Annotated in this window: 12 protein-coding genes; 6 read left to right on the forward strand and 6 right to left on the reverse strand. The window is 54.1% G+C overall.

Annotated elements, in window-relative coordinates:
- Positions 1 to 146 precede the first annotated feature (146 nt).
- Positions 147 to 905 (forward strand): sulfite exporter TauE/SafE family protein, encoded by a 759-nt coding sequence (locus tag FF011L_RS04115; RefSeq protein ID WP_145350370.1) that lies wholly within the window; start codon positions 147 to 149, stop codon positions 903 to 905.
- An 89-nt stretch (positions 906 to 994) separates the two neighbouring features.
- Entirely contained in the window at positions 995 to 2,137 is a 1,143-nt protein-coding gene (locus FF011L_RS04120) for an iron-containing alcohol dehydrogenase (protein WP_145354945.1), read from the forward strand.
- 128 nt (positions 2,138 to 2,265) lie between these two features.
- Here the strand turns inward: FF011L_RS04120 and FF011L_RS04125 are convergent, their stop codons facing one another.
- On the reverse strand, positions 2,266 to 2,634 hold the full coding sequence (locus FF011L_RS04125; protein ID WP_145350372.1) for a hypothetical protein: 369 nt from the start codon (positions 2,632 to 2,634) through the stop codon (positions 2,266 to 2,268).
- A 342-nt stretch (positions 2,635 to 2,976) separates the two neighbouring features.
- On the opposite strand from FF011L_RS04125, the gene FF011L_RS04130 reads away from it, so the two are divergent.
- The 3 genes from FF011L_RS04130 (at position 2,977) to FF011L_RS04140 (ending at position 6,008) form a co-directional block, all read left to right on the forward strand.
- The gene (locus tag FF011L_RS04130) at positions 2,977 to 5,169 is read left to right on the forward strand and encodes a sulfatase/phosphatase domain-containing protein (protein ID WP_145350374.1); all 2,193 of its coding nucleotides are present in this window, start codon (positions 2,977 to 2,979) and stop codon (positions 5,167 to 5,169) included.
- A gap of 78 nt (positions 5,170 to 5,247) precedes the next feature.
- The gene (locus FF011L_RS04135) at positions 5,248 to 5,556 is read left to right on the forward strand and encodes a WYL domain-containing protein (protein ID WP_246109729.1); all 309 of its coding nucleotides are present in this window, start codon (positions 5,248 to 5,250) and stop codon (positions 5,554 to 5,556) included.
- Between the two features lie 119 nt (positions 5,557 to 5,675).
- Positions 5,676 to 6,008 carry a HesB/IscA family protein gene (locus FF011L_RS04140; RefSeq protein ID WP_145350376.1) on the forward strand — a complete coding sequence of 111 codons (333 nt, stop codon included), beginning with the start codon at positions 5,676 to 5,678 and terminating at the stop codon, positions 6,006 to 6,008.
- Positions 6,009 to 6,514: 506 nt separating this feature from the next.
- On the opposite strand, the gene FF011L_RS04145 is transcribed toward FF011L_RS04140, so the two are convergent.
- Entirely contained in the window at positions 6,515 to 6,781 is a 267-nt protein-coding gene (locus tag FF011L_RS04145) for a hypothetical protein (protein ID WP_145350378.1), read from the reverse strand.
- A gap of 245 nt (positions 6,782 to 7,026) precedes the next feature.
- Between FF011L_RS04145 and FF011L_RS04150 the strand changes: the two genes are divergently transcribed.
- A complete protein-coding gene (locus FF011L_RS04150; RefSeq protein WP_145350380.1) occupies positions 7,027 to 7,812 on the forward strand; it encodes a sensor histidine kinase in 786 nt (261 codons plus the stop codon).
- Positions 7,813 to 7,830: 18 nt separating this feature from the next.
- On the opposite strand, the gene FF011L_RS04155 is transcribed toward FF011L_RS04150, so the two are convergent.
- The 4 genes from FF011L_RS04155 to FF011L_RS04170 form a co-directional block, all read right to left on the reverse strand.
- The gene (locus tag FF011L_RS04155) at positions 7,831 to 10,107 is read right to left on the reverse strand and encodes a CHASE3 domain-containing protein (RefSeq protein ID WP_218932997.1); all 2,277 of its coding nucleotides are present in this window, start codon (positions 10,105 to 10,107) and stop codon (positions 7,831 to 7,833) included.
- 360 nt (positions 10,108 to 10,467) lie between these two features.
- The gene (locus FF011L_RS04160) at positions 10,468 to 11,334 is read right to left on the reverse strand and encodes an alpha/beta hydrolase family protein (protein ID WP_145350384.1); all 867 of its coding nucleotides are present in this window, start codon (positions 11,332 to 11,334) and stop codon (positions 10,468 to 10,470) included.
- A gap of 59 nt (positions 11,335 to 11,393) precedes the next feature.
- Positions 11,394 to 11,804 (reverse strand): acyl-CoA thioesterase, encoded by a 411-nt coding sequence (locus FF011L_RS04165; protein ID WP_145350386.1) that lies wholly within the window; start codon positions 11,802 to 11,804, stop codon positions 11,394 to 11,396.
- Between the two features lie 189 nt (positions 11,805 to 11,993).
- Entirely contained in the window at positions 11,994 to 14,246 is a 2,253-nt protein-coding gene (locus FF011L_RS04170) for an efflux RND transporter permease subunit (protein WP_145350388.1), read from the reverse strand.

Raw genomic sequence — 14,246 nt, forward strand, 5'->3', positions numbered from 1 at the left:
CGTGAAATTGATTTGTGGCGGTTTGCCGTTCTGGCCCCGCTCTGGCGAGCGTCGCTGCATGAGTGCCGTTGCTAGGCGGTTGGTTCCTGCTGCGGGTATCCGTTGTCCGCTAGCCTCTTGCGGCGGTCCGCTCTACGATTCGTGTCATGCTGCCTTGGGAAACGCTTTTACCGTTACTGTTGATCCTCTCGCTTGGAATTTTTGTTCAGGCGTCTGCCGGGTTTGCCGCTGGACTGGTTTCGGTGCCGCTGTTGTTGTGGGGGGGCTATCAGCTTCCGGAAGCTCAAACGGCTTTGCTGGTGGCGACTTTGCCTCAAAACTTGGCGGGGGTGTGGTCTTTCCGCAGCTATGTCACCGTGCGAGAAATCCGCTTTCCAGCGTTGCTTCGTGTCGCCACGTTGCCGCTGGGGGCGTGGCTATTGGTCGCGTTGGATAATTTGCCGCGTGAACAGATCAGCCAGTTTGTCGGCGGAGTGGTGTTGTTGGTGACATTGACGATCATCGTTGCACGTCCGAAGCCAAGAGAATCGCTGCCGATTGCTTGGTCCTGGCTGGCTTTCACTTCCTCGGGGTTCCTGCAAGGGTTGGTCGGGATGGGGGGGCCAATGATGGTGCTTTGGGTACAGGCTCACGACTGGGGGACCAGGCGTACGCGAGCGTTTTTATTCTCGATGTATCTGGTTAGTATCGTGCCCGCGCTCTTCGTGTTGTGGCTGTTGTTTGGGTCTCGGATCGTGGAAACCGCGATGGCGACTTTGATCTTTATCCCCTGGTTATTGGTGGTGACATGGGGGGGGCTGCGGGTTGGAACTTGGCTGGGTAGAGCTCGTTTACGGATTGTCACGTTTGGTCTGCTGCTGGTTATCGGTTTGCTTAGTTTGGCAAAACCTTGGCTGCCGTTTTAGCAGGTGGCTCGAAGTTCGTTTCGGAACCTGCTACAACCATAGCTCGACCCCTGCCTTCAGAATCCTCACCTTTTGACGACCGTCAGTTGATGCATCCCTTCGACTTTCAACTTCGTCCCCGCATCGTTTTTGGTGCCGGCGCGATTCAGCAGCTTGGTGATTTAGCTCGCGCGAGCGGCGGCCGACGTGCCCTGATCGTTTCCGACCGAGGCGTTGTCTCGGCGGGCCATTACGATAAAGGAAAGCAGGCTCTAGAAGCCGCTGGATTAGAAACCTTTTCGTTTCATGATTTTGGCGAAAATCCGACGACGGACATGGTCCAAGCCGGCGTTGATTTTGCTCGCCAAGTCCAGCCCGATATTCTGATTGGTCTGGGGGGCGGAAGCAGCATGGATTGTTGCAAAGGAATTAACTTTGTTTATTCCTGTGGCGGCACGATGCATGACTATCGGGGTGTCGGAAAAGCGACCGCGGACATGGTCCCCATGATCGCGGTTCCGACGACCGCCGGAACCGGCAGCGAAGCGCAATCGTTTGCGTTGATCAGTGATGCCCAGACACACGTAAAAATGGCCTGCGGAGATCCACGAGCGGCCTGCCGGGTCGCACTGCTGGATCCCGAATTGACTCTGACTCAGCCGGCGGCAGTCACCGCTCTGACCGGTATCGATGCGATTTCACACGCGGTGGAAACATACGTCACCAAGCCCCGCAACGCGATGTCGTTGACGTTCAGCCGCAGAGCCTTCGGGTTGCTGGCCAATGGATTTCCGAAAGTCCTTGCCGATCCGAATGACCTTGAAGCTCGCTCGCAAATGCAGGTTGGATCTTGTCTTGCAGGGTTGGCGATCGAAACATCGATGTTGGGGGCCGCTCACGCCGTCGCAAATCCATTGACCGCACGATTCGACATCGTCCATGGGCAAGCGGTCGGCGTTATGTTGCCGCACGTGGTCCGTATGAATGGCTCGCGATACGAAGACTGGTATGCGGAACTGCTCGCAGAAGTCCAGCCGGTCCGTAACTTGGAAAATGCCGCCGGCCAATTGGCGGATCTATTGACCGGTTTTTTAGACATGGCCGGGTTGAAACAGAATCTTTCTCAGTTAGCCGTAAACGCAACCGCGATCGACGAACTCTCGCAAGCTGCAGCCGAGCAATGGACAGGGACGTTTAATCCTATCCCGCTCGATCGAGACCGAATTACCGGTCTTTATCAATCGGCAATGTAGTGCTGCAGGAGCTCTGCTCCTGCGGCGTGGATGCATAAAAAATGCCGGCACCGTTGGAGGATTCTCCAACCTGCCGGCACTTATGGCATGCCTCGCTTAGCCGACTGTCCGTCGGCTAAGTCGACCCATTAGCGATGGCGACGATGGCTTCCACGGTAGTGGTTGTGGTGCTTTCCACGGTGGACGTCAAAGTGCCCAGGGACGTAATCGTAGTGGCCTCGATGAGGCACGATCGCTGGTGCGTGGTAGTCGAGGTGTGGCCGCGAATAGCTGCGGTAGGACTGATAGCCGCCGTAGTGGTGACCGGGATTGTAGATTCGGTGGCTGCTGTAGCCGCGGTGGCCATAGTTACCGTAATGGCTCGAATGCGCCCCGATGCTCAGGCCACCGACTTGGACTCGGAAACCATCATAGGCTTCGGCTTGTGGTGCGTCGGCGGCAAATGCCAGGGCGAAGGCGACAACAGGGACGGCGGCCCATTTCAATAATGCGGACATGGCTGTATCTCTTTTTTGCGGGGGGAATTATTCGACTTGGATTCACGCTACCAATTCAAATGAACAAATAGATGCACAATCCGGGCCAAATAACCGTACATTTTTATTCTTTTGGTCCCGTGTTGCGTTTTACTAGTGTTTTTGCGGTTTCGTTCGGTTGTGAAGACTTCGTCAACAATCTTGGTGCCGTCAATCGGAGACGGATGTGTCATCTGTTTGATGACATTGTAGCTTGGGTCATGGAGTTAGACTGAGTTGAGTAAACGGACAAGTCGCCACGATGTAAACTATTCTTTTCGTAAACATCGCATTACCATCCCTTGATCGTCTGGATTGAAAGCAATGCACTCACGCCGGAACTTTGTCGTTCTTTTTGCCCTCCTGCTGGGGTCCGCATTTTCGTCGACCACCGCGGTGACGGCCAAGCAACCAAACATTCTGTTTATCTTTTCTGATGACCATGCGTTGCAAGCGATTGGTGCGTATGGGTCGAAGGTCAATCAGACTCCGAATTTGGATCGGATCGCGAAGGAGGGAGCCGTCTTTCATAATTCGTTTTGTGCGAATTCGATTTGCGGCCCGTCACGAGCTTGCATCTTGACCGGCAAACATAGTCACATCAACGGATTCCGCCGCAACGGAAATCGTTTTGATGGGGATCAGCCAACCTTCCCAAAACAACTTCAGCAGGCAGGGTATGAAACGGCTCTGATCGGGAAGTGGCATCTGGGAACCAACCCTACAGGGTTTGACCACTGGGAAATCCTTCCCGGCCAAGGGAGCTACTACAATCCTCATTTCATCCAGATGGATGGGACTCGAGTGCAACGTCCTGGTTACTGCACCGACATCATTACCGAGAATTCTTTGAAATGGTTGGAGGAAGATCGCGATCCAGACAAACCGTTCATTTTGATGTGTCAACACAAAGCCCCACATCGCAACTGGTCACCTCCGCCGCGGCATTACTCGCTGTTTAATGACCAGGTGATTCCCGAACCGGACACGCTGTTCGACGATTACGCGGGCCGGAGTGCTTTGCTGAAAGAAAACGAGATGTCGATTGCCAACCATTTTCATTGGGGGCATGACATGAAGTTCCATGGTGACACACCTTTTCCCGAACACTTTGCCTCGGCACATCGCAACGGTGAATATGCACGGATGACAGCCGAACAGAAGAAGGCCTGGGACGCTGCTTATGAACCACAGAATCAAGATTTTATTCGCCGCATGAAAGCAGGCGAATTGACTGACAAGCAGGTGACGCAGTGGAAATACCAGCGTTACATGAAAGACTACCTCCGCTGCATCCAAGCCGTTGATGACGGCGTTGGCAAAATGTTGGACTACTTAGACGAGTCCGGTTTGGCCAAGGATACAATCGTGATCTACAGTTCGGACCAAGGTTTTTACCTGGGCGAACACGGTTGGTATGACAAGCGTTGGATGTTTGAGGAATCGCTGCGGATGCCCTTCTTAATCCGTTGGCCAGGCGTCATTCAGCCCGGCACCGAATCGAAGGCGCTGATTCAAAACATCGACTATGCACCGACGTTTTTGGAATGGGCCGGCGCCGAAATCGCTGACGACATCCAAGGTCAAAGCATGGTGCCGCTATTGAAGAAACAAGGCGTTGCCGACGATGAATGGCGCGACGCCATCTATTACGCGTACTACGAAAATGCTGCCGTCCATAATGTTCCTCGCCACGATGGGGTTCGGACCGATCGGTACAAACTGATGTTCTTCCCTCGCACACGTGAATGGAATCTGTTTGATCTGGAAAAAGATCCGCAGGAAATGACCAGCGTCCACGCGGATCCCGCATATGCTGAAATCCTTGCCAACCTGCAGCAACGCTACCGCGATCTGCACGAACAGTACGACGTCAACCCAGCCACCATCCCTGCGACACGTGGCGACGAACCAAACTGGCGAAAACGGGACGCTGCCATCACCAAGCGTGCGAAGGGGACTGCGAAATTGGCCTTCATCGGTGATTCGATCACTCAGGGCTGGGAAGGATCCGGAAAATCGGTCTGGAAAGAATTCTACAGTGACCGGGATCCCATCAATATTGGGATCGGTGGAGACCGAACCGAAAACGTGATCTGGCGACTGACTCACGGCAATCGAGGCAATATCAAACCTGAGGTTGCTGTCGTATTGATTGGGACCAACAACACGGGCCATTTCATGCAAGACCCGGATCAGGTGGCCGAAGGGGTCGAAGCGATCCTTGATATCATGGCGAAGCAGTGGCCCAAGACCAAGGTTGTTCTCCACGGGATCTTTCCCCGAGGAGCCTCCGCCGAAGATCCGAAACGCCTAAACAATGACGCCATTAATCAGCGGATTCGTAAGTTTGCCGATCGGGACAATGTGCAGTACCTGGATATTAGTGATCAGTTTATGGAATCCGATGGCACGATTGATAAGAAAATCATGCCAGACCAGCTTCACCTGAGCACCGAGGGGTATCGCCGCTGGGCGACCGCGCTGGAGCCGACTCTGAAGGAATTGGGGCTGTAAAAAAGGGAGTGACCTAAGGTGTCCAGGCCGCAGCGATACTACTTGCAGTTCCGTGACCCACTGACCTGCGAGAATTCGATGACCGCTTCAGCTTCCCTTTCTGCACCCCAGTCGACACAACCGATCTCGCTTCGTGAAGGCGAGATGGGTCGGGCGGTGGCATTTGCGACCCGCCGAGCGGACGATTATGTCGTTCAGTTCGACTATGTCGACGCAAAGGGGCAAACCACCCGCCGTACGGTCAGCCCGATACGATTCGTTTCGGGCGACCGGTTTCTGGCGCTGTGCCTATGCCGCGAAGCGCCACGGCAGTTCTATTTGCAGCGTTGCAGCAATCCCCAATTGATTGCAGCCGCAGATGTCCTGATGCCGATTGCAATGAATTGAGCCGAAAAACAGAGCAAATAACCACTTAAAGCTAGGTTTGGGTTGCCTTTTTCAGGGGTGATGGAATAGAATCAATAAAAACCAATGTCCCCCAACTAAATCCTCGAGGGTCACACTCAATGGCAATTAAGCTTACCGAACGCGCCGCAGAAGAAGTTGTTCGCTTTCGCTCAGAACATAATTTTGGCGACGAAATGGTGCTCCGGGTCGGCGTTGCAGGCGGCGGCTGCAGTGGTTTTAACTACACCCTAAACTTCGATGACAAGTTCGATAATAAAGCCGACAGCAAATTCGAATCGCACGGCGTTGAAGTCGTTGTCGACAAGAAAAGTGCTCTCTACTTGGACGGAACCACCGTCGACTGGTACGACAGCCTGGAAAAGAAGGGTTTCACTTTCGAAAACCCTAACGCTGTCAAAACTTGCGGCTGCGGAAGTTCCTTCCAAGCCTAAGAACTGGCCGTTTGTCTGTCGCTCGTCCCAAGGGACGGGGGAAGACCGCAATGGCCATGGTCGGCTCCCTCGTTTACGTTCTGTAAACCAAGGGCGACTGGTAACCCGTCGTTGCTGAACCGCATTTGTTTTACCGATTTTGTCGGTCGAAAATGAACAGGATCCCGCATTCAAAGTGCGGGATTTTTTTTGGTTCGTACGGAAATGTGGCTAGGTAACGCGAAAGTAGCTTGCAGGGGGCGTTCTTTCCCGTCCCGAGCGAAGGGCGACACTCACCGGTCGGGCATGGAGAAACCTTGCGTATTGCTAGGTGGGTTGGGCCGTTCTGCGACCGCTTTGGGGCCACGCTGCCCGGGATTGCCTGGAATCAGGCGATTTGCGGGCGTTTGAAGAATGGAGTGGAGCCCTCCCGCGTTGGATGCGTCGGCCGCTAGGCCTTCGGAGCGGGGGCTCTACACGCTTTTTCGCTGCTGGCTCCCCGCCAGCAGCTGAATTCGCTTTTCTGCCTAAGCGGCGGCCTGGAGGGGGCTGGTCCGTTGAGATTCAAAGGATCGCAGGGCTTCGTCCAGTTGCGACAACTGTTCCGCGACCGATAACGAAAGGTCGACGAATATCCAGCGGGATCCGCCGTATTCGCACCATCCGGTCGTCTCGCCGCCTAGCCATTCGGTCCGGATCCGAAATCCAGCTTGGCGTGCGTCCGCCAGTCTTTGGCGAAGACGATAAATCACATTGCGTTCGAATTGGATTGATTCTTGGGGGGAATCCAACATTTCAGCACCCTCCGTGGTGGACGTTTGCGACAGACAGATAAGATCGCGTGAAAAGAGTTGTCGGCACCGGGGCTCCTCCAGATCAATCGATAAATGTCAAAGCGTGCGGGCCAACCCAGTCGGTCTATAGCGGAACTCCCTTATCTCCCGATAGATCATTTCAGACGAATTCATGCGCACGGTTGGTACACAGCGTACAGGCCGTACAAAACTAATTGCTAGCAACCTCCAACGGTGGCAGATTCATGACGGACGGACAAAAACAGGCAAGCGAACAGCGATCGGTACCGCTCGAACAGCAAGTCGAGCAACTGCAGGCCCAGATGCGATCGATGCAGGCGATGGCAACGCTGGGAGAGCTAACGAGTACCGCAACGCATGAATTCAATAATGTCTTGATGACGGTGCTTAACTACGCCCGTTCTGGAATGCGTAACAAAGACGAAGCGGCTCGTGATAAAGCTTTTGATCGAATCTTAGAAGCCTCGCAGCGGGCGGCAAAAATTACCGCGACGATTCTCGGGCAAGCCAGAAATCGCGAAGAGGGCAAGCAGCCGACCGATGTTTGCGAACTGATTCGCAACAGTTTGGTCTTGCTTGAGCGGGAGATGCGTAAGTATCGGGTCAGCATCGAAACCGATTTTTCGGAAACCACTCCGACCGCGATCGCCAACGGAAATCAGCTGCAACGTGTTCTCTTGAATCTATTGATCAATGCTCGTCAAGCGATGCCCGAGGGAGGGACGGTATCCATTCAAACCAAAGGGGACGCCGATCAGTTCGTGCTGACGATTCGCGATTATGGTTGCGGCATCCCGACGGAGCAATTGCCACTGATTTTTAAACCCTTCTATTCGACCAAGCAGGGGCCGGACGAAAGTGGCAAGGGAGGAACCGGCCTGGGGTTGGCGGCGTGCAAGGAGATCATCGAATCCCATCAAGGTCGGATTCGCGTGGAAAGCACCGTTGGCAAAGGAACGGCGTTTATCATTCGTTTGCCAGCTAGCGAAGCGAGCATCGTCGCCGCGTGACCTTTGTGTTAGAAGAGATCAGTTGGCCGTCTGTTTTGCAAGTTTGGTGAACAAATCTTGCAATTTGGTGATGTCGACCGGTTTGATCATGTGTTCGTCAAAACCCGATTCTCGGGCCGTTTTACGATCCGATGACTGTCCAAATCCGGTCATCGCCACCATGTAAATCTGAGCGGTTGCAGGGTTCTTTCGCAGTTGTTTGACCAGGTCGTAACCGGTCATGCCGGGCATCGAGATGTCGGAAAAGATCACATCGGGTTGATAGGATTTTAGATGTTCGATCGCGGTCGAACCACTTTCGGCAACTTCAACATGGTGCCCCAGTTTGGTCAGTAGGCTGGCCATAATCTTTCGCAGCGCTGCCATGTCTTCGACGACCAAGACCTTGAATGAGCGGAACGGAGTCGAAAGGTCGGCATCGATTTCTCCGCTGGATGCCACCGATTCAGTACTGATCGGAATGCACACGCTGAATCGGCTTCCTTTGCCGATTCCGTCGCTGCTCGCCGACACGGTTCCACCATGAACTTCAGCCAGTGTTTTCACCAGAGTTAGTCCGATGCCCAGTCCGGCATTGTCGCGTTCAAGCGTGTTATCGACCTGTGCAAACATCTGGAAAATTTCGTTGATGCGATCGGGGGCAATCCCGATTCCATTGTCTTGAATCAGGATGGTTGCCCATTCCTTTCCATCGTTTCGCGTTTCTGTTGTTAGGCCTAATTCGATCAAGCAATTTGCGTCGCTATACCGCGAGGAATTGTTCAGCAGGTTGGATACGACCTGAGTCATTCTGGCTGGGTCGCAGTTGACCGGGACGCTTTTGTCCTCGATATCGACTTTTAGATGTTGTTTCTTTTCGGTGATAAAAGTGTTGGAAGCTTCGACCGCCGCTTTGATAACGCTTCGTAGGTCGGTCACTTCTTTGCGAAGGTTGATCTTGCCTCGGCTGATCCGCGAGACATCCAGTAGGTCATCGATCAATCGAACCATTTGCTCGATTTGACGAGCCATCGTTTGTCGCAATTCCTCGGATTCATCGTCTAGTTTGGACATGCCCATCAATTGGACGGCATTTTTGATTGGGGCCAGCGGATTCCTTAACTCGTGGGCCAAAGTCGCCAGGAATTCGTTCTTCCGGCGGTCTGATTCGGACAGTCTGGCAGCAAGTTCGGCCAGGGCATCGTGGTCGCGTTTTCGTTCGGTCAGGTCTCGCATTACCTTGCTATATCCGACCACGTTGTCGTCCCGGTCGCGGACGACGCTGCTGATTCCGGAAGCCCAAAATCGCTTGCCCCCTTTTCGCATCATCCAGCGATCGTCGCTGGCGCTTCCGGCCGCGACCGCCGCGGCGAATTCAGCATCCGGAATCCCCAACGCTTGGGCTTCGGGCGTAAAAATCAGGCTGCGGACATCTTTTCCGATAAATTCTTCTTCGTGGAATCCAAGTACTTTTAGGATTCCACGATTCCAGGTCGTGGCACGAAAGTCGGCATCCATCGCAAAAATTGCGTAATCTTCGATCTGTTCCAGAAAGGTCCGCATGTATTTGTCTAGCCGCTCTTTGTCCGATTCCAGGCTGCGGACGCGGTCAAGGGTGGCTTGCAGTTGGTCTCGTTCGGTTTCGATCGCCTCCGCAAATTGCTCGGCCCGTCGCCGGTTCCACTGCACCATGTAGAGGACGCTTAGGACCAGGATTAGTCCAGCGATCGTCGAAACCAGACCGGTCGCTAGAGCCAGCCAGTAGGTCGTTGCGGCACGCTGCTCTCGTTCAGAGATCAGGAGTTCTTCGGTTCGACGAAAATCGACGATCTGGTCATGAATGCTTTCCATGGTTCGGCGGCCAATGTTGGTGGCAACCACCAACTGGGCATCTTCGAATCCGGATTCCCTGCGTAGATCGATCGTGGCTGCCAGTTCGTCGCTTTTTTGGGCGACCAGCTTTCGTAGCTCGATCAATTCCGCCTGTTTGACGGGGTCATTCTCGGAGATGACTTCCAGGTCACGCATCGCCACATCAAGGTGTTTCATGGCCGATTCGTAAGGACCCAGGTAGATCTCTTGACCGGTGACCACGTAGCCTCGCTGTCCCGATTCGGCCGACCGTAAGTCCGATTCGACGTCTCGCAACACGCTTAGCAATTCATGCGACCGGCTGACCAGGTCGGTATGTAGACGTAAGCGGCGGGTATTCTGGAAGGAGATCAAACCGGAAGCGACCAACAGCACCACGACAGCCGAAACGGCGAACGGTTCAAGCAACCGCTGGGAGCGTCGGTGCGGAGCAGTATCTGGCAAAATCATTTCTCAATGAGTAATAGCAATTATCCCCCTCTGGGGACGACTGCAATGGTACCAATGGGTTTGGTTGCCAGCGGCAGACGGAATCATTTTCCCTCGTATTTTAGCCAGAACTGAAATCAAAGCAGTTCCGTTATCGTCCACTTCATCCGATTTCGCAAAATACCTACGACAATCCAACGCGTCGGCGGCAGATCCGGCGCGAACGGTTTTTGTGACGGATCGTCGCAAGTCGACTGGTAAACCAGCCGGGTTTTTGAAAAATTTTAAGACTCTTGCCGGACCGGTGACGTCCTTTCGCAAAGCCGCATGCCGCATGCCGCAAACCGGTTGCCGTTCATGGATCGATGGCAGGCTTTACTTGGTCAGATGCGTTTGAAACCAATCGACGGTCGCTTCGATCGCTTTTTGGGCGTCATCGCCTTGGAAACCGTGCCCCGATTCTGGATATTCGATCAATTGGCTTTCGACGTTGGCTTCGCCAAAGGCAGCGTGTATTTTTCGGCTGTGGTCGATCGGTACAAGTTCGTCTTTGACCCCTGCCAGCAGAAGCGTTGGAGGATCGTCCGCCGAGACGTGAAGCAGTGGCGAATCTTTCGCGGCGGTCTTTTGATCGATTTCTAAAGCGGGAAAGCGGTCGTAGGCGGGGAGTCGATCGGGAGCGTCCTGAGCCATGATCCGCAGGTCGGTAGGCGCCACAAACGCGACGACGGCGTTAACGTGATCGCTTGCGCGTTCGACTGGATCTTTCGCTTCGGTAGAGCCCTCGTCGGACGCGGTCCCCAGCATCAATGACAGGTGCCCTCCAGCGCTCATCCCGTAAACGCCGATACGCTCTGGGTCGATATGAAATCGAGCTGCATTGGTGCGGATAAAGCGAACGCTGCGTCGGACGTCTGCAACCGCTTCGGCAATCGAGAATCGAGGGCTACTGCCGTGCCGGACCGCAAAGACCGTAAACCCTTTGTTGGTGAGTGGGCGAAAAAGGGCTTGAGATTGTTCAGGGGCCGTCCAGCCGGAATACCAACCTCCGCTGACCATGAAAAGAACCGCCGCTCCGTTAGCATTTTCGGTTGGCGTGAAGGCATCACACGTCATCGCTAGACCCAGTTTGTGCCCATAAACCACATCGGGCGTAATCTGAACCTCCTGGGCAAAACCGTTTGTCGGATTTCCTGCCAGGAGGATAGGGCACAGCAGCAAAGTCAGCGACCGAATCAACATCACGAGAGTCCTTATCGAGTTTCGAACCGAAGGTCTTTATCGTAGCTTGAATCGGATCGTCATTCCGAATTTAGTAGTCGTTGGTAAGATTGCTGCAATTCGTCGGGGACCGGTTGGATGCGTCCGTTTCGATCGATCACCGCCAACGTCACATCGGCTTCTACCAAGACGGTTTCGCCCCGACGGATCGTGTAATGGTGCATGATCTTTGCGTTGGTCACTTTGCTGACGGCCGTATGGATCTGGATCAAATCATCGTACCGCGCAGGCGATTTGTAGCGGCAGTCGACCCGTACAACCACGACCAACTGGCCTGCCGCTTCCATGTCACGGTAGCTGCCTCCCGAAGCCCGCAGTAGCTCGGTTCTGCCGATTTCAAAATATTTCAGGTAATTGGAATGGTGCACCAACCCCATAGGATCGGTTTCGTCATAGCGAACTCGCAGTTCAAATGTATGCTCAATCAGCATGCTGGTCTCTTTCTCCGGTGCGATTCAGGTGGGCCGTTATCGTGAAGCCTCCGACAGCCCCGCCAAAATGATAGCCGGAACGACTTGAAAGTGAACGGCGGAGACCCGTTTGGGGCAATTGCATCGCAAGAAAACGGACTTCCGGCCATCGGATTTATTGCTAGTCGCGTGACGGGCTGACGCAGCGGGTTAGGTTTTTTTTCGGCGGTTTGCGGTGCATAGCAAGATCGCTGGCAGGATGATCAAATCACCTATCAACGCGGTCAGAATCGCCAACATCGCCAGCATTGCAAAAATTCTGAGCGGCGGGGTCTCGCTGGCAAGCATTCCTGCCATCCCCACGACCAGGATCAATGACGAAAGTAAAAGGACGCGTCCGACTCGCCGTAAACTGATCAGGACACTTCGTTCGATGGAGTGCCCTTCCAGGCGACTGTCACGGTACTGTTTGAGGAAATGAATGGTATCGTCGACAGCGATTCCCAAGCACAAACAGAACGTCAAGGTGTTGGTCAACGTCAGGTAGCCAGTGGTCCAGTAGATCGCAAACCCGGCGACCAGCAGCGGAAACGCGTTGGGAAGTAGGCTGGCCAGTCCCAGTGTCAGGGAACGGAGCGGGATCGAAATGATCACAAAAACCAGCACGGATGCGACCGCCAAACTGATCGCCAATTCCTGGATCATGTTCGTGAAAACGTTTCCTGCGACCACCGGGGTCCCACCTAGGGTCAGGGAGACTCCGGTTTCCGTTTCGATGTTCTGTAGCGAGCGGTTGACTTTTTCCAGCGTCTGTTTCAGGGCGTTGGCTCCTACGTCGGCCGTTAAGAAGTAGATCACGGCTTCCCCCGGAAGGTCGTCGCCCTCTTCGTCGACGACCAATCGTCTCGCTTGTTTCTTGAATTCCGGACGACGTTGTAATGCGGCCCAGCGGTCTGCGTATCCGCCCGGTAAAAAATCGGCACTCGCCAAAACGTTGGCAATGGATAAGGGGACCCCAAAACGCGATTCCTCGCGAATCACCTTATGTGTTGCTGCCATGGCATTGATGACCTGAGGTGAAGCCACGTTGGCTTCGGCAGGCCAGCGAACCAATACGGCGCCGTACGCGGTCCCTCCAAAATGACGATCCAGTTCTTCGACGGATCGCATCGTGGGACTTCCTTTGGCAATACTTTCGGTCCAGAAAATATTGGGTTCTAAGCGAACGCATGTCGCTCCCATTACTAGGCAGGCGATGATCGATACCGCCACGGTTGTTTTGGGAAATCGTAGTATTCGTCGAATCGCACGCAGCCAAGTCGGTTGACGGCGGCGGAGGCCCGGAGGCTTGGCAAACGGTTTGGCGTTGATTACCGCCGCTCCAAAAGGGCTGGCTGCAAGCGCCCAGAAGGTCAGTACGACCGCCAGGAACAGCAACATCGCACCGATTGCACAGCAGAAGCCAAAACGCTGAACGCTGGTCGTTCCTGAAAGCATCAGCGATCCGAAACCGGCAGCGGTCGTTAACGAAGTCATTAAACACGCACCGCCCAGTTCCTTCAGGGTGCGGTATGCCGCTTCACGCGAAGAGAGCCTCTTTTTTGCTTTGGTCTGCAAGCGTCCCAGTCCCATCACCAAGTGAACCGAATCGGTGAACCCGATGACAAACAATAGCGATGGGATGATGATTTTGATTCCATCGATTCGTTGATCCATCCAGCCCATCGCCCCCATCGTCCAGACGACTCCTATCGTAGGGCCAAGCATTCCCAAACCGATCGCCTGCCATTGGCGAAAAATGAAAATCGCAATGCATAGCGACGACAGGCCACCAATGATGGAAAACTTGAATTGCTCGACTCGGATCCGGGCAAGGCTTTCGACTCGAATGGTCGGCGGCCCTCCAATGAACAATTGAATACCCGGCAATTTGCGCAGTGGAGTCACTAACTGTTCAATGTTCTCCAGTGCTTCTTGCATGTGGGCAATGTTTAGTGATTTTCCGGCTAAGCGAATCAGCAGGATGGTCGAGTGCCCGTCTTCGGACAGCAGCAGGCCGCGGGCAAGTGGGTGCTGTAAGGCCAGACGCTCCATTTCCGCCAGCTGCTGAGGGCTGTTGCGATCTGGATCGACCAGAAGAATCGGAACACGTTGGCGGCGAAGACTGAATAGGCTGTTAACCTCTTCGATTTCGGGCAGTTCCTGCAGCCGATCGACGACCGGTTTCATCTCTTTTATCAGGTCGCCCGAGAAAATTGGTTGCTTGGCTTGAACCATCACCATGACGGTGTTGTCGTCCGATCCAAACGACTCATACATCTGTTCAAGTAGATCGCTCTCTGGGCCTGCTCTTAGATAGAGGTCTCGAGGATTGTCTTGGTAATCCAATCGCCAAAGACCGAGGACCGCAATCACGGTCCCGGCGACGAGAAGTAACCAAGTCAATCGGACAGATGGAATCAA

Origin of the sequence: Roseimaritima multifibrata (genome assembly GCF_007741495.1) — a bacterium.
Taxonomy (GTDB): domain Bacteria; phylum Planctomycetota; class Planctomycetia; order Pirellulales; family Pirellulaceae; genus Roseimaritima; species Roseimaritima multifibrata.